Origin of the sequence: Streptomyces sp. NPDC005281, assembly GCF_040607495.1 — a bacterium.
GTDB lineage: Bacteria > Actinomycetota > Actinomycetes > Streptomycetales > Streptomycetaceae > Streptomyces.
In genome coordinates this window covers 49717-75442 of record NZ_JBEXGX010000025.1, presented here as the reverse complement: position 1 = coordinate 75442, position 25726 = coordinate 49717, and the positions used below count along the sequence as shown (strand labels likewise).

Below are 25726 nucleotides of genomic sequence, written 5' to 3'. Positions count from 1 at the left end.
GTTGAGGCCACGACGCGAAAGGCAGCGACATGGTGCAGTGGCACGGGACCAACTTCACCGTGGACGGACACGAGCCGACCAGTGCCGAGGAGTACTACCGGATCGGCCTGCACTGCTGGAACAGCGGGCAGCACCCGGGTGCCGAGGTCTACTTCCTGGAAACCGCGGCGTCCTCCGGCCACAGCGCCGCGATCGAGCTGCTGGGGCACATCGACTACATGCAGGGGCGTTACGCGAGCGCCGTGCCACGGTTGCGGCACAGCAGCGGATCGCCTCGAGCGGCCTTCTACCTGGCCTCGCTCTACCACCACGGCTGCCCCCAGGCGGGCATCGTCGAGTCGCTGGACGAAGCGGCCCGCTGGTATCACGCATCGGCCGAACTGGGCGAGCCCGAGGCGATGCTCATCCTGGGCGACCTGTATCTGGAGCGGCTGATTCCGATCACCCGGACCCCCGCGGAACACGCCTTGGAACAGTTCCTGGCGGCCGCCACCCGCAACCACCCCTACGCCCAGTACCGCGCGGCGGAGATCTACCGCACCCTCTACCAGGACAACGAACGAGCCGCCGTGATGTACCAGTCCTGTGTGGACAACCCCATGACCGGGAACCACGCGCTGGGGTCGATGATGCTGCTTCAGAGCCAGGCGCACCTACGGGAGATTTCCGCCCTCAGGGCCGCCCGTGGGCTCCAGCAGCGGCGTGACACCGTGAACCCCGCCCAGCGCCGGGGCGACTTCTACTGACGTCGCCGCGTTCAGGCGTCACGCGCCCCCGCCCCCTCCCCCGCCCTGAGCTCGGGCAAGGGGGCCGCATCCGTCATCCCGCGCACCCTTCGTCCACCGCGGATGACGCCCGCGCGACTCCCCGGTTCGCTGCGGAGGAGCGGAAACCGCGTGGACGAGGGAAGATCGCTGCGGACGAGCGTGGATTCTCGATGAGGGAGCCGTTCATGACTGACAGCATCTGGGGCTACCACCCAACCTCCGGGCACGTCGAGGGCACGGATCTGGTCGGGTACAAGGTCGAGGCCAGCGACGGCGCCATCGGCAAGGTCGACAAGCATTCGGAGGACTTCGACTCCTCGTATCTCATCGTCGACATCGGCGTGTGGATCTTCGGCAGGCATGTCCTGCTGCCCGCCGGCACCGTGAAGCGGGTCGACCGGGCAGAGCGGAAGATCTACGTCGCGCTCACCCAGGAGCAGATCAGGCGGTCCCCCGAGTTCGACAGGGCCAAACACGTCGGCGACGTCGACTACCACGATCTGGTCGGCGGCTACTACCAGAGCCACCGCGCCTGACACACCGGCACGCCGGGCTTCGGGGACCGACCGCGCCGGGCCACGGAGGCCCAGGCGCCGGTCTCTGGGCTGTGAGCTCTGGGGCTGGGCGGCGCCACTCCCCGGCCCCGGCCCCTGTCCCGGCCCCTGCCTCACACCGAGTCGGAGGCGGGATCAGCCCTGGGCCAGCTCCGCCACCGGCTGCCACTTCTCCCATGACGCGAGACGCTGCTCGTAGTCCGCCCTCGCGATGCCCAGCGGCGCCGAACCGAAGAAGCAGCGCAGCGGTGGCTCCTCCGCGTCCACGAGCTTCAGCACCGCCGCGGCCGAGGCGCCCGGGTCGCCCGGGGTGCCGACACGCTTGCGCCGCATTTCCTGGACTTCCTTGTGGAACTCGGCGTACGCCGGGAGCGGCTCGGACGTACTCGACGAGGAACCGGCCCAGTCGGTGGCGAACCCGCCGGGCTCGATCAGTGTGACCTTGATGCCGAACGGCGCCACTTCCTGAGCGAGTGCCTGGCTCATTCCCTCGAGCGCCCATTTCGACGCGTGGTAGATGCCGACCAGCGGGAAGGCGCTGATCCCGCCGATGGAGGAGACCTGGAGAATGTGGCCGCTTCCCTGCTCGCGCAGGATGGGCAGTGCCGCCTGGGTGACCCACAGGGCCCCGAACAGGTTGGTCTCCAGCTGGGCGCGAGCCTCGGCCTCGGTGATTTCCTCGATCATCCCGAAGTGTCCGTACCCGGCGTTGTTGACCACGACGTCGAGCCGTCCGAACCGCTCGTGCGCCAATCGCACGGCGTCGAAGTCGGCGTCCCGGTCCGTGACGTCCAGTTGCAGTGGCAGCAGCCGCTCTCCGTAGGTCTCCCGAAGATCGCCCAGCGTGGACAGGTCGCGCGCCGTCGCGGCGACCGAGTCGCCACGTTCCAGCGCGGCGATCGCCCACTCCCGCCCGAAGCCGCGGGAGGCGCCGGTGATGAACCAGATCTTCTGTGTCATGGAGTGCTCCTCGTGGAACGTTTCGTCCGCTCGGTCACCACGTCTCCGCGGCGCCACTCCTGACACCCAACACCTTCGAGTGCGCTTCAGGGCAAATCCAGCGGCCCGGGCGCGGCCTGCCACCGGTTCCAGCTCCCGCCCGAGGGGCCTCCACGGCCGGTTCGAGGCCTTGCGGGCGGGAGCGCGAACGGTGGTGGGCGCAGAGCGGTCACGCCTGTACGAGCTGCGGTTCCGGCTGTTGCACGGGGGCGATCTGCGGACTCCACTGTCTGGTGGTCCGCAGGTATCCATAGATCACGGAGGCCATCGCCAGCAGAAGGCCGGGGCCGAACACCCAGGCGTGCCTGGCCATCTCCACCGGCAGATAGCGGTACGACACCAGCAGCACGGTGAAAACCGCCGAGCCGTAGACGACCAGCGTGATTCCCGACCGGTCCCATCCACGGTGGAACGAGCGCATGGCCGCCTCGATCGTGAGCGCGAACACCACGCCGGCGACGAGATCCGCACCGTAGTGGTAGCCGAATCCGAGCGTTGCCGTGAGCGTGCCGACCAGCCAGAACGTGCCCGCGTAGCGCAGAAGCCGCGACCCCTCGCGGGTGTGGATGAAGAGCGTGGTGGCCCAGGCCGTGTGCAGGCTGGGCATGCAGTTGCGAGGGGTGATCTCGTCGAACGGCATCGGGTGCGGCGAGCCGATCGGCACCGGGGTGTGGGGCCACAGGTTGGCCGCCGCCCATTGCCCGCCCTCGGCGCCGTAGGCGAAGACCGGCCCGGCCACGGGGAAGATCATGTAGATGGCGGGCCCGACCAGACCGATGGCCAGGAAGGTACGCACCAGATGATGGCCGGGGAAGCGGCGTTCCTCCGCCACGTTGCGCAGCTGGTAGAGCGCGAAGACGGCCGCCGCGAGCGGGAGCTGGCCGTAGACGAGATGGAGAGCGTTGTAGCCGATCGGGCCGGTGGCGTCGACGATCCGGCCCATCACCCAGGACGGGTTGCCCAGCGCGTGATCGGCTGTGGCCACGTACGCGTCGAGGACGGAAGGGCGGGTCTCCGACGTGATCATCAGCCAGGTGTCGCCGGTCTTGTGGCCGGCCACCAGGAGCAGGCCCAGTCCGACGCCCTTAAGGAGCAGAACGCGCTCCTTGCCCGTGCGGCTCGTGAGCGCGATGAAGGCGTAGGCCAGAATCACCCACAATGCGCCGTTGCCGAACATCATTCTGATGTCGAAAACCCAGCGCACCAGGAAGAACACGACGTCGATGCCCGCCGCGATTCCCAACGCGATGAACCGTTGCCGCCAGGGAAGGACGACCATCATCAATGCGAGTCCGGAGTACAGCAGCGGCCCCGAGGTGGGCGTGAGTATCACCTCGCCCACCTGATTGGTGATCGGTCCCGGCATGTCGTAATGGCGCGCGACGATCTCCATCGCGACGAGGAACCCGAAGGTCACGACCCCCGCGACGGCCCACAGAATCACCCGTGGCCGACGCCGCTCATCGAAGTCAATTACGTTGTTTATTCGTGAAATTACTCGGGATGCTATAGATATCAACTGTTTGGCCGATTTGATAGGTGTTGGTCAAATAGCTCACCCTTCGCGCTAGACAGCGTGTTCTTCTAGTGAAGGACGGACGATCAGGGCAATCGTCGTGAGTTCGATCATGTTATGAGCGTTACAGGTGCGTTTCAAGGGTCACAGCCGGTGCAAAGGTGGGCGGATCCTGTGTCCGCCGATCTGCCGAGGCGCCCGAAAACTGCCACTGTGGCTGTAAATCACTCCTCGACAGGTCAGGGGCGTTCATGGTGTGGACAGGCGGGAGACCCATTGCGGGACCGAAGCCGGAGAGCCGGACATGAGCGGTTCTCCGGCCTCCGACGGCCATTATGGAGAAGACCTGTTCGAGCCGGAGCACCCGCATGAATCCGAACGCATCGACGCCGCGGCACTGATCTACGACCCTTTCACCACGGACCGTCTGCGCACGCTGGTTCCAGGACCCGGCGGCCGCTGCCTGGAGGTAGGAGCCGGGACCGGGACCGTGGTCCGATGGCTGCTGGAGGAGGCGGCAGCGGCCGAGGTGGTCGCCCTGGACCGGGACACGGGCGGCCTGGGCGCGACCGTCGATCCGCGGCTACGAGTAATCACCGCCGATCTCCGGGACGAGGCCTTGGACCTGGGCACCTTCGACGTCATCCACGCCAGGTTCGTTCTCATGCATCTGCCCGAACGCCGTCAACTCGTCTCACGTCTCGCACGATGGCTGAACCCGGGCGGCCGGCTGCTGCTGGGTGATGCCGTGGAGGTACCGAACCCGCTGGACACCTCGTCGGCCTACCGGCGGACCATGGATGCCATGTGGCAGGCGCTGCGGTCGACCATCGGCACCGACACGTCGGCGATCACGGCGTATCCGCACTTCCTGAGAGAGGAAGGTCTCCAGAACGTCGCTGGCGAGCTGGTCTGTCCACCGCTGGTCGCGGGCGGCCCACTGGCCCGTTTCTGGTCCGAGACGTGGAACCGGATGCGGCCCGCGCTGGAGGAAACCGGACGAGTGGACGCCACCGTGATCGACGAGGCAGTGGCCTACCTGGCCTCGCCCGGGCTCGCCGAACTCGGCCCCGGCATGATGACGGCCTGGGGGCAGCGTCCCTGACCGGCGCCCGGTCGCGCTCACGTCTGCCGGGACGGCTCGTACGTCTCGGCGGCGAGGCCGAACGTCCACGCCACCCCCTCACGGGCCGTACGGGTCGTCGGCGGGACGCGCAGCCAGTACGTACGGTTCGTGCCGTCGGGCTCGGGTGTCGAGTTGACGACCTCGACCATGACCACGTCCTCGTCCCCGACCAGTTCGACCCGCCACAGCACCCCCGTCTCGTCGCGGTGAACGGGAACGGCACCCGACTCGTCCAGGTACCGGTCGTAGCCGTAGTGCTCCAGCATCACCCGGCGCAGTTCGGCGTTCTCCTCGTCGCGTATCCGCTCGGGCGTCAGCGCGGTGAGCTCGTCGAGGAAGGTGCGGGGGACGGGCATCCCGCGCCACGCGTAGAGCTCGAAACCGTCCGCGTAGCCCAGTGCCGGACCGTCTCCCCGGTCCAGACGTCCGACCTCGTCGCGGTGCAGGCTCAGCGGGCGCTCACTGATGACGGCGACCTTCTCGTACGGCCACCACCAGCCCGCGTCGCGCGCCACTGCGGCTATCCCGGCCAGGACGCTCGCCTCGTCGGGGTCGAAGGCGCACAACCATGCCGCGTCGTGCTGGCCCAGGGTCGCGTCGAGGAGCAGCAACCGCACCCGGCCCTCCGCGTGCCGGTCGGATGCGAGGTCCTCGACGATGCCCGCGCGCACGCGTTCGGCCAAGGTGCGGACCGATTCCCACAGGGCTGCTCCCGTGGCGCGCCAGTGCCCGCTCCATCCCTCTGGTCCCAGCCGTTCGTGTGCTCGCGCGCGTTCCGCCGCCCAGGGGCCAGCGACGACGGCGTCCCGCACGCTCGGGCCGGTGTCCCCCAGCGCGGCGCCGCCGCCGGCGGGCGCCGTGCCCATGAGCATGCGGACGGCCTCATGGGGTGAGCGCGCCCAGACGATGCGCTCGGGCTCGTCCAGCCCCGCCTTCCGATAGGCGAGCCTGACGCCCTCCTCGGCCGCCGTCCGGTCGCCCGCTCCCGTCCGGGTCGCGGTGGCACGCCAACTGCCTTGTTCCATCACACCGTTCCTCTCCGATATCCCCTGTACCCGAGCGGCACGGCGCCCCCGCTGCCGCCCGGTCCTGCCCACGAACATCCCGTGCCCGCCGCTGTGCGCCGCTCCGCGCCCGGAGACGACGCCACCGCCGGATCCGTCAGTCGGCGACGATCCGCACCGAACCCGGCACGTACTCCCGCTGGCGGATCACCCGGTACCAGCCCTTGGGGAGCGAGATCGCCGCGTGTTCCTCGTGCACGACCCGCGCCCCGTCGGGAACGTGCAGAAGCATCGGGCCGAACACCCCGCCGTCCCGTATCAGGCGCCCCGGGCCGACCACGGCGTGGGCGTGCCCGGTGACTTCACCGAGGGCCAGCACGAGTCGTCCACGGCCGTCACGGGGCTCGGACGCGGCGCTGACGGCGTGGTCCGGCACAGCCTTCTCGGCCAACGGCACGATCAGCACGTCTCCTTGACGGAACATGGGTCTCCCTCCCGGCTCGGCACGAGGTGTGCCATGGAAAAACCGTAGACGCGGCCACTGACAATCGGTCTCCGGACCGGGCACGTAACCCTGTTGACCAGGCATCATGTCCCCGGTGGCCGGGTGTCGTACGCCGGTCCGGGCCGGTCGGGCCGGTCGCCCGGCGGCCGCTCCCCCGCCGCCCGTCCCCAGGTGCCGACCCCTGTTCGCCGTGATGTCAGTGGGGCTTGGTAGAACTCGTCTACCGGGTGCGGTCCGCGCGCTCCGGACTCTCCACCACGACCGTCGATCCACCGCACGAAGGAGTGGGCGCGCATGACCATCAACAGGCACCTCGAGGAGTTCCACGGCCTGCCGGCCTTCACCTTCCCCGACGCCGACGACAAGTCGCCGCGGGCCACGTCGCTTCCCGCGCCCGAATCCGTCGCCTGGCGCGTCGCCGTGGACGCCTACGAGAGCGGGGAGGAGTGGGAGGACGCCTTCGCGCGCTTCCTCGCGGCCGTCGACACCGAGCGGGTGAAGGCCCTGATCGTCGGCGCGTGGAGCGATGTGTACGACTCCTCCCCGAGTGCGGTGATCGCCGCGCTGGTGGCCGCGCGCGACCGGCTGCCCGCGCTTCGCGGACTGTTCCTCGCCGACATCGTGATGGAGGAGTGCGAGATCTCCTGGATCGTCCAGGGTGACGTGTCGCCTCTGCTGGAGGCCTTCCCCGACCTGGAGGAGTTCGGTGTCCGGGGCGGCAATCAGCTGGTGTTCCCCACCCTCCGGCACGAGCGGCTGCGCACGCTGACCGTCGAGAGCGGCGGCATGCCCGTCGCGGCCGTGCGCGGAGTCGCCGGCAGCGATCTGCCCGCCCTGGAGGGGCTCGACCTGTGGCTGGGTACGTCGGAGTACGGGGGCGACGCCGATGTCGCCGACCTGGAGCCGTTCTTCGCGGGCACCCGGCTACCCGGCCTGACCCGTCTCGGTCTGCGCAACAGCGAGATCCAGGACGCCATCTGCACGGCGCTGGCCTCGGCTCCGGTCGTGGCGCGCCTCACGCACCTCGACATCTCCATGGGCGTGCTCACCGACGACGGCGCGACGGCCCTGCTGTCGGGCCAGCCGCTGACGCATCTCAAGGTGCTCGACGCACACCACAACTACCTCGGCGCGGAGGTACGGAAGCGCCTGCTGGAGACACTGGAGCCCGCCGGTGTCACGGTGCGCGCCGACCAGGACGACGCGGAGTCCGACGAGGAGGAGGACGGAACGGTCTGGCGTTTCGTCGCGGTCGGCGAGTAGCGGCGGAACGGAGAACGAGGAGGCGGGATGGGCGGGTTGCGGCCGCGGGGCCGGCCGGTGAAGTGGGCGGTCGTCGCCAACGGGGACAACCGTCGTGTGGCTCTGTTCAGGACGGCGGCCGAGGCGGCGGGCTGCGGGACACCCCGCGTGGTCGAGTGGCGGGACGTCCTGCGGGACGGCGGGCACGACTTCGCCGACGACGAGGTCGTCAGACTGGACTCCCCCGGCGAGAACGCCGAGGTGGACCTGCTGTTGCGCGGCATCGACGAGCCGACGAGGGTGGAGGGCTCCGCGCGCTGGTACGCGGGTCTCCTCGACTGCGTGGGTTCGCTGCGCGGGGGCCGGCGGCTCGACGACCCGGCGGAACTGACCGTGCTCTTCGACAAAAGGATGTGCCACGCCCGTCTCGACGCGGTGGGTGTGCCGGTGCCGCAGTCTCCCACCTCGGGGGCCCGCCGGGCCGTGGAGGACTGGAACGGTGTCCGGGACCTCATGGCGGAGGCCGCGCTCCGTCGGGTCTTCGTGAAGCTCGCGCACGGCTCGTCCGCGTCGGGTGTGCTGGCCGTCGAGACGACCGCCTCCGGCCGCATCCGGGCCACCACCTCGGTCGAACGCACGGCGGACGGCGACCTCCACAACTCCCTGCGGATCCGCCGCTACACGGACGAGGCGCAGATCGCCGCGATCGTGGACACGCTCGCTCCGGACGGACTGCACATCGAGCGCTGGCTGCCGAAGGCCTCGCTCGGCAGCAGGTCGGCGGACCTGCGTGTCGTCGTCGTGGCCGGGCGCGCGACCCACGCCGTGGTCCGTACGAGCCGCTCTCCCCTGACCAATCTGCACCTGGGCGGGGCACGCGGCGATCTCGCGGCGGTGCGCGCGCTGGCCGGTGACCGGTGGGTCGAGGCCCTCTCCATCAGCGAACGGGCCGCCGCCTGCTTCCCCGGCACCCTGTGCGTGGGCGTCGATCTGCTGCCTGCCGTCGGCTGGCGCCGGTTCGCCGTCGGGGAGGTCAACGCCTTCGGCGACCTGCTCCCCCGCCTGACCGGCCTTCCCGGCAGCGGCGCGGAAGGCCTGGACACGTACGCGGCGCAGATCGCGGCGTTCCGTTCACTCTCCACCGACCGGTTCCCCGCGCGGCCGGCACCCTCGCTCGACACTCCTGCCAGGACAGACCATGCCTCAGCCTGAACCCGACCGGACACCGGCCATGACACCTTTCGCCTCCGGCCCGGCAGGGACGCCGGACATGAACGAGGTGGTGGGCCGGGACGACCTGCTCCTGCTCACTCTCGACACCCTGCGCCACGACGTGGCCGTCGAACTCGCCGCGGCCGGCCGGCTGCCGAACCTGACCGCGCATCTGCCCGGCGGAACCTGGGAGCGGCGGCACGCGCCGGGGAATTTCACCTACGCCTCCCACCAGGCCATGTTCGCGGGCTTCCTGCCCACCCCGGCAGCGCCGGGACCGCACCCGCGGCTGTTCGCGGCCCGGTTCGCGGGCAGCGAGACGACGGCGGACCGTACGTTCGTCTTCGACACCCCGGACCTGGTGTCCGGCCTCGCCTCGCACGGCTACCGCACCGTGTGCATCGGGGGCGTCGGATTCTTCAACAAGCAGGGCGCGCTGGGCAGCGTGCTGCCAGGCCTCTTCCAGGAGAGCCACTGGGAGCCGGAGTTCGGGGTGGCGTCGCCCATCTCGTTCGAGGCGCAGGTCGCCCGGGCGGAGAAGACCGTGGCCGAACTCCCCTCGGAACAGCGACTGTTCCTGTTCCTGAACGCCTCGGCGCTGCACCAGCCGAACTGGTTCCACCTGCCCGGCGCGACCCGCGAAACGAGCGACAGCCGAGTTACTCACGCCGCGGCCCTCGAGTACATCGACGCCCATGTCGGACGGCTGTTCCGCGCGATGAGCTCGCGGCGCCGCTGCTTCGCCATCATCTGCTCCGATCACGGCACGGCCTACGGAGACGACGGCTACACCGGCCACCGTCTCGGCCACGACAGCGTGTGGACCGTGCCCTACAGCCACTTCTTCTTGGAGCCGACCGTATGACGCTCGCCCCCGCGGCTGCCCCGACCAGCCTGCCGCGCCCGTACCAGAGCTACACCTACGCCTATCCGCACAAGACCGCCTACCGGCCTCTCACTCCGCGCCCCGCGCTGAAGGACCTGTGGGCCGGCGAGTCCCGGCGGTCGCTCTCGCTGTATCTGCACATCCCGTTCTGCGAAGTCCGCTGCGGTTTCTGCAACCTGTTCACCCGGATCGGCGCTCCCGGTGACCTGACGGGACGCTATCTGGACGCGGTACGGCGCCAGGCCGCCGCGATGCGCGAGGCACTCGGTGACGAGGAAACCCCCCGTTTCGCCAACGCCGCGTTCGGGGGCGGCACACCGACGTTCCTGGAGGCCGCCGAGCTGGAGCGGCTGTGCGACATCGCCGAGCGGGAGATGGGTGCCGATCTCCGCGCGATCCCCCTGTCCGTCGAAGCCTCGCCCTCCACGGCCACGGCCGAACGGCTGGCCGTGCTCGTCGAACGGGGCACCACCCGGCTCAGTCTCGGAGTGCAGAGTTTCGTCGAGGAGGAGTCCCGTGCCGCCGTACGGCCGCAGCGGCGCTCCGAGGTGGAGGCGGCGCTCGCGCGCATCCGTGAGGCGGCCGTCCCCGTCCTCAACATCGACCTGATCTACGGCATCGACGGTCAGACCGCGGCCAGTTGGCGCCATTCGCTGGACGCGGCCCTGGCCTGGCGGCCCGAGGAGATCTATCTCTACCCCCTCTACATCCGCCCGCTCACCGGCCTCGGCAGACACGCCGACGCGCGGACGGCCGACCTGGAGTGGGACGAACAGCGGCTGCGGCGCTACCGCGAGGGCCGCGACCACCTGCTGGCCAACGGCTACGAGCAGGTGTCGATGCGCATGTTCCGGCGCGCGGACGCGCCACCGCAGGGGCCGGACGACTACGCCTGCCAGACCGACGGCATGATCGGCCTCGGCTGCGGTGCCCGTTCGTACACCTCCACGCTGCACTACTCCTTCGACTACGCGGTGTCGATGCGGGAGATCCGCGGCATCATCGACGACTACACCGCCACCGAGGACTTCTCGCACGCGCTGCACGGCCGCCGTGTCGACGAGGACGAGGCACGGCGCCGGCATCTGCTCCAGTCCCTCCTCCAGGCCGAGGGCCTGCCCGTCGCGGACTACCGGTTGCGCTTCGGATCGGATCCGTACGACGACTTCCCGTCCGAGATCGCCGCACTCGCGGCACGGGGATGGGTCTCGCACCGGGACGAGGACCGGCTCCGTCTCTCCGCGGAAGGACTGGCGCACTCGGACGCGATAGGCCCCGAGTTCTTCTCTCCGGCCGTCCGGGACGCCATGGCCGCCTACGAGACGAAGTGAGGCTCCGGTGGACCTGACGATCCTGTACCGCGGCCCGCTCGCGTCCTGCGACTACGACTGTCCGTACTGCCCGTTCGCGAAGCGCCGCGACACCACGGCGCAACTGCGGGCGGACCGCGCCGCGCTGGAACGGTTCACCGCGTGGGTGGGCGAGCAGCGCGAGGACCGCCTGTCGGTGCTGTTCACCCCGTGGGGCGAGGGACTGGTCCGCTCCTGGTACCGCCGTGCCCTCGTGGAGCTGTCGCACCTGCCCCACGTCAAGCGTGTGGCCATCCAGACGAACCTCAGCTGCCGTACCGACTGGCTGGAGGCGGCTGACCGGGACACGGTGGCGCTGTGGTGCACGTACCACCCCGGTCAGACACCGCACGAACGGTTCGTCGCCAAAACCCGGCGGCTCGGCGAACTGGGCGTCCGCTTCAGTGTCGGCATAGTCGGCCTGCCCGAGCACCGGGAACCCGCGCGCAGGCTGCGCGCGGAGCTCCCGGAGCACGTGTACCTGTGGGTGAACGCCGCCGAGGGACACACCTACACGGACGAACAGGCCGCCGAGTGGACCGCGCTCGACCCGCTCTTCCGCTTCAGCCGCCACCCGCACCGGTCGGCCGGCCTGCCCTGCCGCACCGGCGAGTCCGTCATCTCGGTGGACGGCGACGGAAAGGTGAGCCGCTGCCACTTCGTACGGACGGAGCTGGGCCGACTGTACGACGGCTCCTACCGTGCCGCGCTCGCCCCGCGTCCCTGCCCCCTGACCGCGTGCGACTGCCACATCGGCTACGTCCATCTGGAAACTCTGCCGTTGTACGACGTCTTTGCGGGCGGCGTCCTGGAACGCGTCCCGAGGGAGCTGCCGGACCGGGCGCTGCTACCCGTGGTCAACGCGCCCGGCTCTGCCTGAGGGGTTGGCCGGGTCCGGCGGCCTGCCGGTCCCAGGTGCCGTCAGCCGTCGCGCCTTGGTGCGAGGCAGACGGTGCCGTCAGCCGTTGCGCCTTCGTGCGAGGTAGACGGTGTTGGCGGCGGTCCCGCCTTGAAGGGGATTGTCGAAATCCACGACGCGCGCCGCGGTGTCCGTGAAGACCTCCGCGAGCACCGCGCCGAACTCCTTGTCCGGCGGGTCGTTCGACCACAGAGCGAACACCCCTCCGGGCTGCAGCAGTTCGGCCAGAGCTGTCAGCCCGGCCCGGGTGTAGAGCACGGCATGGGCGGGGTGCAGCACATGGCGCGGCGAGTGGTCGACGTCCAGGAGGATCGCGTGGAAGCGGCGGTCGGGGGCATCGGGGTCGAGACCGCGCGTGCCGTCCCCGGTGGTCATCGCGAAGAAGTCCCCGTGCACCAGGCGGCACCGGGGGTCGGACGCCAGGCCCGCGCCCAGAGGTACGAGCCCGCGGCGGTGCCAGTCGATCACTTCGGCCAGGGTGTCCACGACGATGAGCGAGTTCACGCGCGGATCGTCCAGAGCCGTCCTGGCCGTGTACCCGAGGCCGAGTCCGCCCACGACGACGTCGAGCGGGCCCTCGGACAGCTCCGCCAGACCGAGCCTGGCCAGCTCGATCTCCCCCGTGGTGAAGAGGCTGGACATCAGGTACTCGTCGCCGAGCTTCACCTCGTACACGTCGTCGCCCGACATCGGATCCCGACGACGGCGCAGGCTGATCTCGCCCATGGGCGTCGGCCGCCAGTCGATCTCCTCGAAACGCGCGCTCATCCGATGGCTCTCCCCGCTCTTGTCCCGGCCGCCGCCGGTGATTCCGAAAGACAGCGGCCGCCGCCGGACGCCCCGGCCGGCACCTGGTGCGGCACGACTCGGCACCACACTGTCCGGCTCGGGCCCGATGCTTGAGACGATCTTCACACGGCGCGCTTCCGACGGGCGACCAAACGCCCGCACGGCACCGGAGCGAGTCCGCCCGATCCGCCGCACCACGGTGTGGCACGTGCCCGAGACGGCTCGGGGCAAGGCCGCGGAGCGGCCGGTGAGCGACGCTCACGATCACCGGCGCCGCTGTGCTCGGTGCCCGTGCCGCTACTCCTCGGTGCGAGCGCCGTCGGCGACGGAGTCACCGGCAGCGGCCGTCGATCCGGGTTCCTCGCCGAGATCACGGACCCCCGCGAGCCGCAGCGTCAACAGGGCCGCCAGCCCCGCGGCGACGCCGAAGGTGAGGGCGGCCGGGACACCCTCGTCGAGCTGGCTGACCAGGGACACCGGCCCTCGTATGACGAACGCGTCGTCGAAGAGGATGTGCACCAGGCGGCCGGCCGACAGTGCGAGTACGGTCGCGCAGACCCCGCCGACGGCCATCGCCGACGCCGTGGTCCGGGTGAGCAGACCGGGAAGCAGGCGCAGCGCCCACCAGACCACCGCCAGCACGAGCGCGTCGGCGGCCCGGTACAGCAGCCAGTCCCCGATGGGCGTTCCCGCCGGACTCGCCCAGCTGCCGAGCAGCAGCCAGGCGCGCAGCAGTTCGCCGGGCTCGGACAGCAGGCCCGGGCCGTCGAAGGAGGTCTGGATCCAGCCGGCCACCGACTGGTACGACAGGACGACCAGCGACAGTGCGATCACCGCGGTTCCCGCGCTCGCGGCCAGGCGGGCGGCGCGCGGTGCCACGCTCTGCCGGGGCGCCGGTTCCTCGCCCTTGGCGGTGATCCGTGCGACGAGCACCGTGAGCGGGGCTGCCACCAGCCCCACGAGCACGGTGACCGGCCCGCTCGACGTGATCACGGACGCCAGTTGCGGCAGCACCCGGAAGCTGCCGTGCCCGTAGGAGGCGATCAGCCACGGCGCGGAGACGGTCACGGCCAGCATGCCGGCCATCGGGGCCCAGGCCCACAGCCCGAGCACCGTGGCCGGGGTGCGGCCCCGCGTCGGCGGGATCCTGCGGATCAGGATCAGGGCGCCGGCCAGGAAGAACGCGAAGACGGCCACGAATCTGATCTGCATCGCGGTGGTGTAGAGGCCGGCGTACTGGGAGGCACCGCCCGGACCCGCGCCCGTGGATCCGTCTGCCAGCAGCTCCGCCGGAGGGTCGTACGACCAGGGTGCCAGCCACACTCGTAGCTCGCTCAGAGACTGAGCGTCGAACACACTGGTGGAGCCACGCAGTTGAAGTGCCTGCGCGCTCTCCCCCGCCCACCACAGCAACAACGTGATCAGCAGACTTCCGACCAGTGCCGGTATCACCGCGCGCCGATATGTCATGTGTGTTCCCCCGTGTCTGTCCTGCGTTCAGGCCCGTTTCAACAAGGCGCAGAATAAGGGGTGTTGATCGTCGTACGGCATGCACCCGTGCCGGCCGAGGAGCCGCACCCTTGAACACCCGAGCCACCACAGAGGAGTCCTCGACCGTCATGACATCGGAGCAGCCCGCCCCGCGCGAGGTCCATGTGCTCTGGCATGCCCGCCACCTCGCCATGGAGGACGACGGACGGATCGTCCACCAGGACCCCGACGGAAGCCTGCACTTGGACGAAGAGGAGTGGCGGATCCTCGGCGTCTGGACCACCGAGGCGGCGGCGGAGGCGCGAAGGCAGGCCTCGAAGGGCCTGCCGGGGTTCAGCGGCGAGCCCGACTGCTTCGACATCTCCTCCATGACGCTCGACGAGGATCTGTGGAACCACGGGTACTTCACCGAGTGGCCCGACGGGACGCAGGAGGACTGAACCGCCCTGCTTCCCATCACACTTCGCTCACGAAGGCTTGCAATGAACCAGACGGTCTACCTCCTGGTGCACAGGCACCACATCGCGCTCGACCCCGACTCCGTCGCCGCCGACTTCATGGAGGACGGAGAGCCACTGTTCTGGGACGACAGCGAGGACGACTTCAAGATTCTCGGGCTGTACTCGACTCGGCGACTGGCGGAACAACGGGTGGAGCGGGCGCGATCCCTGCCCGGATTCAGGCGTTCCCCGGAGGGCTTCTTCGTGCATGAATACACGCTGGACGACCCTCGTTGGCCGGACGGCTTCCATGTCGGCGACGGCGCCGTCTGAGACGGGCAGGGGTCCGGGTGCCGCCGACGGCCGGGGCTCCGAAGTCCTCGCCTCGAGAAGGTCAGACGTCCGCCACCAGGAGTCGATAGCCGACGTCGATGGCGTCGAGGGCCAGCAGGTCGGCCTGACGGCGGTGCCAATCGCCCGTCGCGAGGTCGTCGGTGAGCGCCGCCAGGCCCGGGGCGAGGGTGGCCTCTCCTGTTTGGGCGAATATCGAGATCCCGGCCCGTACTTGAGGGTCGAGGTAGGCGTGCGGGCGGCGCCAGTAGGCCGCGCCGAACCCGTCCGTGCAGTCGTGCGGGACGTGGACGGGCTCCTGCCGGGCCCCGCCCAGCAAAGTGATGAGCCGGTCGATCGGGACGGCCCGGCTGTCGTCGAACACGGTGGCCTGCGGGAGGTATTCGCGTACGAGCCAGAACTTCTCGCGAAAGATCTCCTGGTCCCAGGTCAGGATGACGATACGGCGGCGGGCGACCCGGCGGAGTTCGGCGATGCCTGCCACGAGGTCGGTCCAGTGGTGGACGGTCAGCAGTGCCATGACGGCGTCGGCGGCGTTGTCGCGCAGCGGAAGGTGTTCGGCGACCGCGCACACGGCCGGCGCGGACCGGCGCGGTCGCTGGGCGATCATGATCTGGCTGGGCTCGACGGCGAGGACCGTCTGCTCCGGCTCGTAGGAACCGGTTCCCGCTCCTACGTTGATCACCGTCGCGGCGTCCCCGAGCGCGGTGTGTATCTGCGCGGCTATCCGCGGATCCGGCTGCCGGGTACGGCCGTACGTAGCGCCGAGCGTGTCATAGATGGCCATGGTCCTCAGTATCACCAAGGAGCCACGCTTCGCGGACCCGCTCCACACGCCTGAACTCCGTAAGGAGCGAACGGCACTCCAGGACACTTCGCCTGCGAGGTCCCCACGGCGGCTTCGGTATCCCCTGTGCGGTGTGGATGAGCGGACACGAAAAAACCCTGCCCCGTGCAGTACGGGACAGGGTTTCCTTGGAGCGCCGGGCCGGCCTTGCACCTGCATTTCCCCGCAGGAAGCGGGGCGTCTTTCCTTGGACCACCAACGCATCGCGAACCGGAGTGACTTCCTCCGACCAGCTCAAGATCAATACTATCAGACGATCACGCCCCTTCATCGAAAGGTATCTTGTGCAACTCCGGCCCCGAGCAGACGAGCCCGTGATGCCGGGCCGGCTCAGGAGGTCGCATGAGCGAGGCGTACTCGCCCGTCCCGGAACTCAACCTGCTCAAGGAGTTCCAGGACCGGCTCGGTCCCGTGTTCTACGCGGAGGGCTTCGAGCTGTGTGAGTACGGCGGGGACGCCGGCCTGCACACCTGGTCGGAGGATCCCGCGTTCCTCAGCCGATTCGTCCCCTTCGCGAAAGCCAACGGCACCGGCTCCGACTACGCCCTGTGGCGATGCGACGATCGCGCCGAACTCGCCACCTTGCCCGTCGTCTTCGTCGGCGACGAAGGCGACCTCTACGTGATCGCCCGGGACCTCAGGGAACTGTTCCGGCTCCTCGCCATCGACAGGGAACCGGTCTCAAAGGGGTTCCTCGATCCCGGCAGGTTCGAGGAACACAGCGAAGGACACGCCGAGTTTCTCGCCTGGCTGGACCTGACGTTCGGGCTCGGGCCCGCGGAGGATCCGGAGGCGCTGTGGGAAGCGCGCAAGGAGCACGACGATCGGTTCAGGGCCTGGGCGGTGCGCTTCGTCGATCTGGGCGACGGCTGACGAAAGTCCGTCGTCGGCGGCTCTCGGAGGTCCGTCGCCTGTGGCTCTCGGAGGTCAGCCGTCGGCGGCCGCCGGGCCCTCGCCCGCGCTGTAGAGGCGGCCGTAGGTGTCGTGCACGGCGGCGCGTCCGGCTTCCAGCGCGCTTTCGAGGAGGTCCCCCTCGCGCGCCAGTCGGCCGACGGTCGGGGAATCCTGGGCGGGGCGGATCGAGACGATGGCCGCGTGATCGGCCAGACAGGCGTCGTCCTCGGCCAGGCGGGTCTCGCGGTCGAGGAACACCTGACGCAAGGCATCGGGTTCGCGCCGCAGCACCGTCTTCGCGATGAGCGGCGCGGAACGCGACGGCCGGGCGACGTCGATCGCGCGCCGCGATCGCAGCACCATGACGTGGGTCGCGCCCTGGGCCAGCGCGGTTCGGTAGGGCACGGACTCGGAGACGCCCGCGTCGTAGAAACGGCGCCCTCGCAACGTGACCGGTTCACCTGCGAGCAGCGGCAGGGAGGCGCTCGCCCGCAGCGCGAGACGCAGTTCCGCGGCGTCGCCTATGTAAGGCCGTAGGTCGGTGGACACCCCGGTCGCGGCGTCGGTGGCCAGCGGGTGGTACTCGATGTCGCTGGCGAGGATCGAGGCGAAGTCCATCGGCCCGCAGTCCGCGTCGCCGTATCGGTAGAGAACCTCGTAGAAGGCGTGCAGGTCCACGAGAGGCTTGCCGCGCAGGAGGTTCGAGCGCCGGATCAGCGTCCTGGCGTACTTGGGAGCGGCCCAGAAGCGCAGCGACTGCGGGCTCGTGCTCAGCAGCCAGGCGGCGGAGGCGGCACCGGCGGAGGCCCCGTAGGCGGCGTCGAAACTGTTGGTCAGTCCGAGTTCATGGAGGGCCAGGGCCATCCCTCCGGCGATGATGCCGCGCATCCCGCCGCCCTCGATGGCCAGCGCGACGCGGTGTCCGTCGGCGCGTGCGCCGGGGCGGCTGCCGGTACGCGCGCGCTCGGCGAGCACGCTCCACACCGGGTGCGGCTCCGCGGACTCGGGCGTGCCGGCAGGGTTCGTGGCGGTCGTCGTCATCGCGGTCAGGGCTCCAGGGGGCCTCGGGGGTTCTGCAGAACTGGGGCGGCAAGGCGCGAGTACGCCCGCCACCCGGGAGCACGGCCTGGCCGCCGCTGGGCGGCCGCCCCCCGGTCGGCCGTGCGGACGGCTGAGGTGCCAAGCGCCATGTGCCATGTGCCATGTGCCACAGAATGCGGCTGCACCACCCGCTCAGACAATCACTTTACCAGTAAACAGCCGCTCACTAGCCAACGGCAAGTGAACTGGGGTGCCGCATCGGAACGAGTACCGAAGACCACGAGTACCGAACGTCGAGTACCGAACGCCACGAGCGTCGGCTCACGCCTCGTCGGATTCCGCGGACCCTGCGGACCCCGCGGACCCCGGCACTGCCAGGAGCCCGCGTGCGGTCGGGAGCAGCGTCGCCCTCAGGTCGTCGTCCGGGAGGTCGGACAGCTCGCCGAGGCCCTCCAGCATCCATACGCACATCACGTAGGCCATGCGTTCCGACGGCGTGGGCGAGTTCCCGAACAGCACCCGAAGAATGCGCCGTCTGCGCCGGTCGTTCTCGGCGTAGATACTGGCGGCCCGGATCTCGGGATCGTGCAGGAGCATCGTTCCGAGTTCGCGGTTGCGCACCAGGAAGTCGACCCAGCCGACCGCGTACGCGTCCAGCCTCTCCTCGCGTGACGGCATGCCGGCCAACTCGTCGAGCAGCACCGCCATTTCCTCGACCGCGGGATCGAGCGAGGCCTGGAGGATCTGCGCCTTGGTCCGGAAGTGGTAGTAGACGGCGGCCTTGGTGAGGCCCATCTCGTCCGCGATGGCCTGCAACGAGGTCGCTTGGTAGCCGCGGCCGGCGAAGAACCTCTGGGCCGTCGCGACGATCTGTTGTCTCGTCGCCGCGGCCTGGGCGGATCGACTCACCACCGGGACGCCCGGCTCTCGCTCGCTGGGCACGATCGCTCCCGCATGGGTCTTGCCTTCATGGGCCACTGCCGAATGCCCACTTTACCCGCGCGGCCCTCGGGCGGGCGATCGGCCGGTCGGACGCCTGACGGCTGTACGCGCGAGGGCCGGACACTCCTCAAAGCTGGGGCCGCAAACTCCTCAGAACTGCGTCCGGACACTCCTCATACCTGAGCCGCCGGTTCGAGGGCCTCGACGGCAGCCGCCGCGGCGGCGGAGTCCCGGCCGTAGAAGATGTCGATGTCGACCTCCTCTCCGCCCATGGTGAGGGTGTCCCAGGCGCCGCTGAGCACCAGCATGCGGAGCGTCCTGCTCTCCAGGGTCCCCAGCCGTTCCAGGATCGCCTCGTCGTCAGGCAGGCCCGACATGCGCTTCGCCAGTCGCGAGCGGATCCCGCGCAGCCGCTCCAGCAGCGTCGTGGTGTCCGCCTCGCGATCCGGCTCCTCGGCGATTCCGTCGATGCCGTGCGCGATGATGTCCTTGATGGCCCAGGTGGCACCCTTGTCGTCGGTGGTCACCATCGCCTTCCAGGCGCGACTCTTGTGGCGATACTGGAGCATCGACATGGCGGCTTCATGGCGCAGGAAGTCCGCGTCCCGGAAGGGCTTGCCGTTCCAGGCTCCGTTGAGGGACCGTGCGAGCGAGATCGCCGAGGCCAGACCGCTGTTGAGTCCCCGGCCCGGCCAGAAGTGGATGGCGTTGGCGGCGTCGCCCAGCAGGAATCCGTACGTGCCCGTGGAGTTGGCCGTGGGCGGCAGCAACTCGGCCGTGAATCGCGGACGTTGCACCATGTCGAGGCGGAAGGAGGTGACAGCGCTCAGGTCGCCCGGCTCGACGCCGAACAGACGCAGCCCCTCGCCCACCCGCTTCCACAGGGCGGAACCCCTGATCAGGGCCGGCAGGAACAGGGTGCTGTGCGTGGAGCAGCGGTAGTCGCCGTGCTCGTCGCGCCCCATCAGGCAGGGGCGAGAGGCGATGCACTCCTCGAAGACGCGGCGGACCGGATCGATGCCGACGACCTCCGCGATCTCCGCGTCCGTCAGGCGCATGTTGAGGAAGCCCTCGCCGCGCAGGGAGTTCAGCAGGAAGCGGTTCTGCCCGACGGTCAGCAGGACCGCCATGGGGTCGGCGAGGCCTGATTTCACGCGCAGGCCGAGAACCACGTCCTGGAGATGGCGGCCGTCGAGCGAGTAGATGGATTCGTCCGCCTTGCCGAACTTGGCGGCGAAGTGCTCGCGCGTGTGCGAGCGTCCGCCGTCACAGATCGCCAGTACGTGCTGACCGGCCAGCGCGTCCTGCTGCTCTTCGACGCTGAACCGGGCGGGAACGAGTCGAATCCGGCCCCGCTTCTCGTTCGCCACCTCCAGGAGCCGGTCCTCGATGTAGGCGATGCGCATGTTGCGCGGGTGGTGGTCGCCGATGGAGTCGGGGCCGGAGGGCCACATCTCGGTGTAGCTGTCCGGGTCGAAGAGCCGGGCCTGCACCTCCTCGGGCAGGCTCAGGTACTGGCGGCTCTGTATGGTCACCACCTGCTGACGCCGCACGTTGCCCTGGCTCTCGTCCTTCCAGACGATCTTGCGGCCCTGCTTTCGCCACCGGCCTTCGTGGATGGTGATGTCCACCTGTGCGCCGAGGAAATGCTCCAGCAGCAGGGCGAGCGACAGACCCACGGGGCCTCCACCCGCGATGGTGACCCGCAGCACCGGCCCCCGTTCGGTCTCCTCGTCGCCGCAGGTGAGTGACCTCGGCACGGAGAGAGCCATGATCGTCTCCATGGCGTCCGCGACCTCGAAACGGAACTCCTGGTCACCGATGGTGATGTCGTCCCCGGCATTGAGGAGCCGGGAGTCGATCTCCTCGCCGTTGACCAGCGTGCCGTTGCTGCTGCCGCAGTCACGCAGCACATAGCCCTGGGTGTCGTCCAGGACGATCTCCGCGTGGAAGCGCGAGACGCTCAGACTGGAGACGACGACCGTGTTCTCGGGGTTGCGTCCGAACGTGACCCGGGTGCCGATCACCGGTATCCGCTCTCCGGCCAGCAATCCTTCGCGTCCAACAAGCACCGGCGCCACTGGACTTCCTCCCCAGTTGCTGCTGCCGCGGCGCCATCCGTCGACACGTCTGCGCGGGCGTGGACCGGCAGGGCGCGACGGGCAGGGCGGGGCGACATTCGCTCGACGTACGGGAACGGTGAACGGTTCAGTCCGACAACGGCGTTGGGTCGCTTGACCGGTACGGATGCCCCATCATGCCCGATTCCGGAGCCTTTCGGGAGAGGCTGTCCGGCGTCGGCGAAACAGATGCCGCCGGCGCTGGCTCATCGGCCCGATATGCCCTCTAGGGCTTCCGGGCGACGCCCACATACAGCGGAATCCGCCGGCCGTCCGTGTGCCCACGCTCTCCCTCGGGGTCCCACTCCTCGGCGAGCTCGATGCCGGGCTCCAGGAGTTCAAGTCCCGTGAAGAAACTGGTGAATTCGCCGCGCGATCTGACCTGGGCCGTCGTTCCTCCCTTGCGGTAGACCTCGACGACCCGTTCCCACGCCTCGGGGTCGAAGTCACCTGTCGCGTGCGAGAGCGCCAAGTAGCTCCCGGGAGCCAGGGAGTTGAGCAGATCCCGCACAATGCCGTACGGGTCGTCCTCGTCCCCCACCAGGTGCAGGAGGGCCACCATGGAGAGGGCGACCGGCTGATCGAAGTCGAGGGTCTCCCGTGCCGCCGCCAGGATCTTCCCCGGTTCCTGCACGTCCGCCTGGATGTAGGCGGTGCGGCCCTGGCGGTCGCTGTGCAGGAGTGCCTCCGCGTGCCGGAGGACGATCGGGTCGTTGTCGGCGTACACCACACGCGCGGTGGGGGTGATGGCCTGGACGATCTGGTGAAGGTTCGGCGCGGTCGGGATTCCGGTGCCGATGTCGAGGAACTGGCGGATGCCGCGGCGTGCCAGCAGACGGGCGGCACGATGCATGAAATCCCGGTTGGTCCGGGCCATTTCCTTGACCGCGGGGAAGAAGGAGATGACCTGCTCGGCAGCCTCCCAGTCGACTGGGTAGTTGTCCTTGCCGTCCAGGAAGTAGTCGTACATGCGCGCCGACTGGGGCTTGCTGGTGTCGATGCCGTCCGCGCCGGTTCCTGCGTCTGTCACTTCGGTCCTCCGCCGCTACGGGCGTGATCGTAGGAGTTGATCCTGGTGTGGCCCGGCACCGCTGCCCGGGGGACGGGTGTCAGGCGATGAGAAAGTCCGCCCGTCCCTCCTTGGCACCGCCGACGAACTCGGCGACGACCGACGAGTCGCAGATGAGGGCGGGACCGTCGGGGTCCATCGACTGTCTGACGGCCACGATGCCGCCGCCGAGCTTCTTGATCTCGACGCAGCCTCCGTCGCCGCCGGCGCTCCGGGGCATGAACCACCCCTGGGTTCCCAGCTCTTCGGCGGCGTTCACGGCGTGCTTCATCGTTCCGGCTCCTTGCGGACGTCCACCAGGGACTCCCTGGCACGTCGTATGGGGGGTGCGGGACCAGGAGACCTCTGGGCAGAGCGGGACGGCGCGGACACAAGCCACAGGCGATAAGCGGTTGTTCGGCCGACCGCCCGCCGCGGCCGAGGCAGCCCTACGGCCGACACCGACCGGCGAACGGTCGGAACAGACCCCGCCGCGCTCATGTCTCACGCCTCATCGACCCCCTGGACGCGGAGCAGTCTGCCATGTCCCTCCCCCTCACGGACAGGTCTGCCGGCCCCCGTGCCACCGCGCGCCCCCGCCCGAACACCCTGTGAGGCAGTGCGAGTTCACTGTGACTGCACGCTTCTCGCAAGCGGCTTCCGCTGCGCCCCCGTCGCTGTCACCACTCGTCGGCACAGGACAGCTCGGCCGGAGATCACTTGTGGCTGCCCGATGTCGTGGCAATGAACCAGCCCGTCGGAGGAAGCGAGACCACGCCCGTCACGGAGTCGACGGGGGCGTCACCCGCGACAGGGGTCCACGCGGCGGCCGGAATGCCGGCGGTGGCCGGAGAAGGGCCGAAGTTGAGGGCGACCCCGAGGGTGGAGCGGCCGTCCGGCGCGGCCAGGGTGTAGCTGAGGGCGGTGCTGTCGAGCGTGTGGATCGCGGTCCGGGCCCGCACCAGCCAGGGGTGACGGCGGCGCACACCCACCAGGGTCTGGTGCAGCCGCTGCACGGCCAGCCCACCCCATCGTGACGCGACGACGCGCTCAGGTCGCGGCTCGGGCGCTCACCGTACGCCGGGCGATCGGGCGGCGCCCGGCCCCTCCCGCCGCCGCGGAAACGGCCCCGCCAGAGCAGTTCAGGACACCCGGAACGGCTGCTCCCAGCCGCCGGTCAGTCCCGGCCGCCCTCGACACAATCGACAGCCAACTCGGCATTCTCAGCGCGTTGTTCGGTCCGCAGCCGGCCCTCGCGACCGACGCGACGGTGACCGCCCCAAGCTGACGGGGCACGTGCAGCGGCGGCCGAAGAGGGCACGACCGGCGCCGTACGGGACGGCCGAGGCCGTGGATCCGGTGATCCGGTGATCCGGTGATCCGGTCTACCTTGGCCCGCATGGACGTGCCGAGACCGAGTTACCGCTATGTCGGGCCCAGTGAACTCAGGGGCCTTGTCCGGACGGGCGGAGAGGGCGCGCGCATTCGTTCGGCGGCGGACTTCACCCGGTGGGTGGCCGCCCGTGGTGTCGACGAACGCGCCGAGCCCTTCACCTTCGTAGTCGACACCGAAGGCGTACTGCGACTGGCGCCGCGCCGCAGCGAGCACGTGGTGTGCGCGGGCGGAGAAGCGGTTCTCAGCGCCGGAGAGGTGAGCTTCCGCGAGGAGAGCGGGCAGTGGGTGGTGGACGAGGTCAGCAACCAGTCGACCGGCTACTGCCCGGACGTCGACTCGTGGCCGGCCGTCGCGGGAGCCCTGGCCCGAGCCGGGTTCGAGCGCCCGCGCGGGTTCACCCACCAGGTGGTGTTCCGGCGCTGCGAAGCGTGCGGGCAGGTCAATGTCGTGCGCGAGGACGACTTCGTCTGCGTGTTCTGCGACGAAGCCCTGCCCTCCGGATGGAACATCGATCAAGAAGGCTGCCAGGTCGTCACCGCGACCGATGACTTTCGTCGCTCCCGGCGGTCTGCTTCGTCAGGGTGAGTCGGAAGGAGGCGAGGGCGAGCATGTTTGTCTTGGTTCCCGGGGCCGGGGGTGCGGCCTGGTACTGGCATCGTGTGGTGTCCGAGCTGCGTGCGAGGGGGCACGAGGCGGTCGCCGTCGATCTGCCCGGCGCCGACAAGTCCGCGGGGCTGCCCGAGTACACCGACGCCGTGGTCGGGGCGATCGGCGATCGCACCGATACGGTGCTGGTCGCGCAGTCGCTGGGCGGTTTCACGGCGCCGATGGTGTGCACCCGGGTTCCGGTCGGACTGCTGGTGCTCGTCAACGCGATGGTGCCGCTTCCGGGTGAGACGCCCGGGCAGTGGTGGGTCAGCACCGGATCGGAGCCGGCTCGCCTCGCCGCCGCCGAAGCCGGCGGATACGGCCCCGAATTCGACCTGGACACCTACTTCCTGCACGATGTCCCGGCCGAGATCGCGGCCGCCGGGGCGGGCCATGAACGGCCGGAGGCCGACATCGCCTTCAACCAGCCCTGCGACATCGAGCGATGGCCCGACACCACCACAAGGGTGCTCGCCGCGACCGGGGACCGGTTCTTCCCCTTTGACTTCCAGCGCCGAGTGGCCCGCGACCGTCTCGGCATCGAGGCCGAACCCATCCCCGGCGGCCACCTGGCCGCGCTGTCCCAACCGTCCGCTCTCGTCGACCAGTTGCTCGGCCGGCTGCCGTGAGTCGCCGCTCAGGTACGAGGCCCGGCGGCGGGGGTCCGCGACAAGGAGCCCCGCTGATGCTTGCCTCCCCGCGGGAGGCGGGCGAAAGAAACGTATCCCTCGGGCGTAAAGCTCGTTGAAGTGGTCAGCGCGCAAACGCCCCCGACGGATGCGCGACACGTGAGGGCCCGAATCCCTGCCCGGTCTCGGGCCCTCACCCCCCTCCCCCGTGGGCTGGGGCGTCCGCCCTGAACCAGAGGCCTGGAGTCCCCCGGCGGGACGTGCCATGATCCAGATCCATGAAGTCGTCGACGCCCTCCATGGTCCTGGCCGCCGCCCGCAACAACGCCGAGTGGTGCGCGGCGATGAGCCGATCACACGGTGTGGAGGGCGAGTTCGGGGAGCAGGCGTGGGCCGCCCCGGCCCGTACGCCTTTGTATTACCCGGACTCCGTGACCTTGGTGCCCGGCGCCGACCCGGCCGCGCTGTCGGCCCGGATCGACACCACCGCACCCGGCGCTTCGGTCAAGGACAGCTTCGCCGACCTCGACCTGACGGACGCCGGTTTCCGGGTTCTGTTCGACGCGCAGTGGATCCACCGTCCGGCGACAGAGCCCGCCGGGACCCCGGATCTTGCCTGGGCCGTGGCAGGCGACCCGGACGCTTTGCGCGATTGGGCGCTGGCCTGGGACGAAGGGAACGGCGCCGCGGATCTGTTCCGCCCCGGACTGCTCGACGATCCGGCCACCTTCGTGCTCGCCGGGCGCTCCGCCGACGGACGGGTGGCCGCGGGAGCGGTGGCGAGCCGCAGCGGCCAAGTGGTCGGAGTCTCCAACGTCTTCGCACACGATGGTGGGCCGGACGCGGCCTGGCCGGATGTGCTGAACGCGGTCCACTCGCTGTTTCCCGCCCTGCCCGTCGTCGGGTACGAGCATGGTGACGACCTGGCCGCCGCCATGCGGCACGGCTTCGAACCGATCGGCCCGCTGAGGATCTGGACCCACGCGGGGCGGAACTGATTCGAGCCGCCCC

General features: G+C 69.8%; 27 protein-coding genes. 14 read left to right on the top strand and 13 right to left on the bottom strand.

The annotated features are described in order from the left end of the window. Positions 1 to 29 precede the first annotated feature (29 nt). Together ABZV42_RS30080 and ABZV42_RS30075 are read left to right on the top strand one after the other, a co-directional pair. A complete protein-coding gene (locus tag ABZV42_RS30080) occupies positions 30 to 746 on the top strand; it encodes a hypothetical protein (RefSeq protein ID WP_355984608.1) in 717 nt (238 codons plus the stop codon). A 206-nt stretch (positions 747 to 952) separates the two neighbouring features. Continuing rightward, on the top strand, positions 953 to 1303 hold the full coding sequence (locus ABZV42_RS30075; RefSeq protein ID WP_356054521.1) for a PRC-barrel domain containing protein: 351 nt from the start codon (positions 953 to 955) through the stop codon (positions 1301 to 1303). Positions 1304 to 1456: 153 nt separating this feature from the next. Here ABZV42_RS30075 and ABZV42_RS30070 read toward each other — a convergent pair whose 3' ends face one another. Continuing rightward, entirely contained in the window at positions 1457 to 2281 is an 825-nt protein-coding gene (locus tag ABZV42_RS30070; RefSeq protein WP_355984606.1) for an SDR family oxidoreductase, read from the bottom strand. A gap of 208 nt (positions 2282 to 2489) precedes the next feature. After that, complete coding sequence (locus ABZV42_RS30065) at positions 2490 to 3761, bottom strand: phosphatase PAP2 family protein (protein ID WP_356054590.1); 1272 nt, start codon at positions 3759 to 3761, stop codon at positions 2490 to 2492. Between the two features lie 379 nt (positions 3762 to 4140). On the opposite strand from ABZV42_RS30065, the gene ABZV42_RS30060 reads away from it, so the two are divergent. Continuing rightward, on the top strand, positions 4141 to 4941 hold the full coding sequence (locus ABZV42_RS30060; protein ID WP_356054518.1) for a methyltransferase: 801 nt from the start codon (positions 4141 to 4143) through the stop codon (positions 4939 to 4941). 17 nt (positions 4942 to 4958) lie between these two features. On the opposite strand, the gene ABZV42_RS30055 is transcribed toward ABZV42_RS30060, so the two are convergent. Further along, positions 4959 to 5987: a DUF6745 domain-containing protein gene (locus ABZV42_RS30055; protein ID WP_356054515.1), complete on the bottom strand. Its 1029-nt coding sequence runs from the start codon at positions 5985 to 5987 to the stop codon at positions 4959 to 4961. Between the two features lie 136 nt (positions 5988 to 6123). After that, a complete protein-coding gene (locus ABZV42_RS30050; protein WP_356054513.1) occupies positions 6124 to 6450 on the bottom strand; it encodes a hypothetical protein in 327 nt (108 codons plus the stop codon). Positions 6451 to 6765: 315 nt separating this feature from the next. Between ABZV42_RS30050 and ABZV42_RS30045 the strand changes: the two genes are divergently transcribed. Genes ABZV42_RS30045 through ABZV42_RS30025 form a run of 5 tightly spaced genes read left to right on the top strand, consistent with a single transcriptional unit; the run spans position 6766 to position 12040 of the window. Beyond that, positions 6766 to 7734, top strand: coding sequence for an STM4015 family protein (locus ABZV42_RS30045; protein ID WP_356054511.1), 969 nt, complete (start codon positions 6766 to 6768; stop codon positions 7732 to 7734). A gap of 27 nt (positions 7735 to 7761) precedes the next feature. Continuing rightward, the gene (locus ABZV42_RS30040; protein ID WP_356054508.1) at positions 7762 to 8925 is read left to right on the top strand and encodes an STM4014 family protein; all 1164 of its coding nucleotides are present in this window, start codon (positions 7762 to 7764) and stop codon (positions 8923 to 8925) included. Positions 8926 to 8983: 58 nt separating this feature from the next. Continuing rightward, the gene (locus tag ABZV42_RS30035; RefSeq protein WP_356054506.1) at positions 8984 to 9790 is read left to right on the top strand and encodes an STM4013/SEN3800 family hydrolase; all 807 of its coding nucleotides are present in this window, start codon (positions 8984 to 8986) and stop codon (positions 9788 to 9790) included. Beyond that, entirely contained in the window at positions 9787 to 11142 is a 1356-nt protein-coding gene (locus ABZV42_RS30030) for an STM4012 family radical SAM protein (protein ID WP_356054504.1), read from the top strand. The genes ABZV42_RS30035 and ABZV42_RS30030 overlap by 4 nt, the downstream gene beginning before the upstream one ends. A gap of 7 nt (positions 11143 to 11149) precedes the next feature. Continuing rightward, a complete protein-coding gene (locus tag ABZV42_RS30025; protein WP_356054501.1) occupies positions 11150 to 12040 on the top strand; it encodes an STM4011 family radical SAM protein in 891 nt (296 codons plus the stop codon). 78 nt (positions 12041 to 12118) lie between these two features. Here ABZV42_RS30025 and ABZV42_RS30020 read toward each other — a convergent pair whose 3' ends face one another. Both ABZV42_RS30020 and ABZV42_RS30015 read right to left on the bottom strand, forming a co-directional pair. Next, positions 12119 to 12847, bottom strand: coding sequence for a spermidine synthase (locus ABZV42_RS30020; protein WP_356054499.1), 729 nt, complete (start codon positions 12845 to 12847; stop codon positions 12119 to 12121). A gap of 318 nt (positions 12848 to 13165) precedes the next feature. Further along, positions 13166 to 14338, bottom strand: a complete 1173-nt coding sequence (locus ABZV42_RS30015) for a hypothetical protein (protein ID WP_356054496.1) — start codon at positions 14336 to 14338, stop codon at positions 13166 to 13168. Between the two features lie 110 nt (positions 14339 to 14448). Between ABZV42_RS30015 and ABZV42_RS30010 the strand changes: the two genes are divergently transcribed. Both ABZV42_RS30010 and ABZV42_RS30005 read left to right on the top strand, forming a co-directional pair. Then, positions 14449 to 14799 (top strand): hypothetical protein, encoded by a 351-nt coding sequence (locus ABZV42_RS30010; RefSeq protein ID WP_355984594.1) that lies wholly within the window; start codon positions 14449 to 14451, stop codon positions 14797 to 14799. A gap of 42 nt (positions 14800 to 14841) precedes the next feature. Beyond that, positions 14842 to 15132 (top strand): hypothetical protein, encoded by a 291-nt coding sequence (locus ABZV42_RS30005; RefSeq protein ID WP_355984593.1) that lies wholly within the window; start codon positions 14842 to 14844, stop codon positions 15130 to 15132. A 61-nt stretch (positions 15133 to 15193) separates the two neighbouring features. On the opposite strand, the gene ABZV42_RS30000 is transcribed toward ABZV42_RS30005, so the two are convergent. Then, a complete protein-coding gene (locus ABZV42_RS30000) occupies positions 15194 to 15937 on the bottom strand; it encodes a methyltransferase domain-containing protein (RefSeq protein ID WP_355984592.1) in 744 nt (247 codons plus the stop codon). 402 nt (positions 15938 to 16339) lie between these two features. Between ABZV42_RS30000 and ABZV42_RS29995 the strand changes: the two genes are divergently transcribed. Continuing rightward, positions 16340 to 16870: a hypothetical protein gene (locus ABZV42_RS29995; RefSeq protein ID WP_355984591.1), complete on the top strand. Its 531-nt coding sequence runs from the start codon at positions 16340 to 16342 to the stop codon at positions 16868 to 16870. A gap of 54 nt (positions 16871 to 16924) precedes the next feature. On the opposite strand, the gene ABZV42_RS29990 is transcribed toward ABZV42_RS29995, so the two are convergent. The 6 genes from ABZV42_RS29990 to ABZV42_RS29965 form a co-directional block, all read right to left on the bottom strand. Further along, positions 16925 to 17932, bottom strand: coding sequence for a patatin-like phospholipase family protein (locus tag ABZV42_RS29990; RefSeq protein ID WP_356054493.1), 1008 nt, complete (start codon positions 17930 to 17932; stop codon positions 16925 to 16927). 321 nt (positions 17933 to 18253) lie between these two features. Beyond that, on the bottom strand, positions 18254 to 18874 hold the full coding sequence (locus tag ABZV42_RS29985; RefSeq protein WP_356054491.1) for a TetR/AcrR family transcriptional regulator: 621 nt from the start codon (positions 18872 to 18874) through the stop codon (positions 18254 to 18256). Between the two features lie 173 nt (positions 18875 to 19047). After that, entirely contained in the window at positions 19048 to 20946 is a 1899-nt protein-coding gene (locus ABZV42_RS29980) for an FHA domain-containing protein (protein ID WP_356054488.1), read from the bottom strand. Positions 20947 to 21220: 274 nt separating this feature from the next. Continuing rightward, complete coding sequence (locus tag ABZV42_RS29975; protein ID WP_355984587.1) at positions 21221 to 22024, bottom strand: SAM-dependent methyltransferase; 804 nt, start codon at positions 22022 to 22024, stop codon at positions 21221 to 21223. Positions 22025 to 22103: 79 nt separating this feature from the next. Further along, on the bottom strand, positions 22104 to 22334 hold the full coding sequence (locus ABZV42_RS29970; RefSeq protein WP_355984586.1) for a DUF397 domain-containing protein: 231 nt from the start codon (positions 22332 to 22334) through the stop codon (positions 22104 to 22106). A 424-nt stretch (positions 22335 to 22758) separates the two neighbouring features. Next, positions 22759 to 23058 (bottom strand): DUF3459 domain-containing protein, encoded by a 300-nt coding sequence (locus tag ABZV42_RS29965; protein ID WP_356054485.1) that lies wholly within the window; start codon positions 23056 to 23058, stop codon positions 22759 to 22761. Positions 23059 to 23441: 383 nt separating this feature from the next. Here ABZV42_RS29965 and ABZV42_RS29960 point away from each other — a divergent pair, with 383 nt between their 5' ends. The 3 genes from ABZV42_RS29960 (at position 23442) to ABZV42_RS29950 (ending at position 25713) form a co-directional block, all read left to right on the top strand. Then, on the top strand, positions 23442 to 24023 hold the full coding sequence (locus ABZV42_RS29960; RefSeq protein WP_356054483.1) for a hypothetical protein: 582 nt from the start codon (positions 23442 to 23444) through the stop codon (positions 24021 to 24023). 23 nt (positions 24024 to 24046) lie between these two features. After that, entirely contained in the window at positions 24047 to 24715 is a 669-nt protein-coding gene (locus ABZV42_RS29955; protein WP_356054481.1) for an alpha/beta hydrolase, read from the top strand. A 278-nt stretch (positions 24716 to 24993) separates the two neighbouring features. After that, on the top strand, positions 24994 to 25713 hold the full coding sequence (locus ABZV42_RS29950; RefSeq protein WP_355984582.1) for a hypothetical protein: 720 nt from the start codon (positions 24994 to 24996) through the stop codon (positions 25711 to 25713). Positions 25714 to 25726: the final 13 nt, after the last annotated feature.